The organism is Vogesella mureinivorans, assembly GCF_007644035.1.
In the GTDB taxonomy this organism is placed as follows: Bacteria; Pseudomonadota; Gammaproteobacteria; order Burkholderiales; family Chromobacteriaceae; genus Vogesella; species Vogesella mureinivorans.
This window is the reverse complement of record NZ_VMTV02001085.1, coordinates 1-256: the sequence shown is the minus strand read 5'-3', so window position 1 is coordinate 256 and position 256 is coordinate 1. Positions and strand designations below refer to the sequence as shown.

General features: G+C 62.5%; 1 protein-coding gene. It reads left to right on the top strand.

The window, feature by feature from the left end; genetic code table 11:
* The coding region (locus tag FLQ44_RS22860) for an SRPBCC family protein (protein WP_500692569.1) at positions 1-256 on the top strand (256 nt) is incomplete at both ends.

The following is a 256-nucleotide window of genomic DNA, read 5'->3' as shown; positions in this document are numbered from 1 at the left end:
CCGCTTCCGCTTCACCACCTTTGGCTTCCCGGTTGAGGCGCAGGTGACGGAGTATGTTCCGCCCGTGGAGGGCGAAGCCGCGCGTATCGCGTGGCACGGCTGGGTAGAAGGGGATGCAAATTCGCGTCTGGACGTGATCCACGCCTGGCTGTTTGAAGACCTGCCGGGAAACCGCGTGCGCATTCTGACTCAGGAGTCGCAGAAAGGCGTGCCGGCGCAGGAATTAGCGCGCACCGTGCCGAACCCAATGATTAAC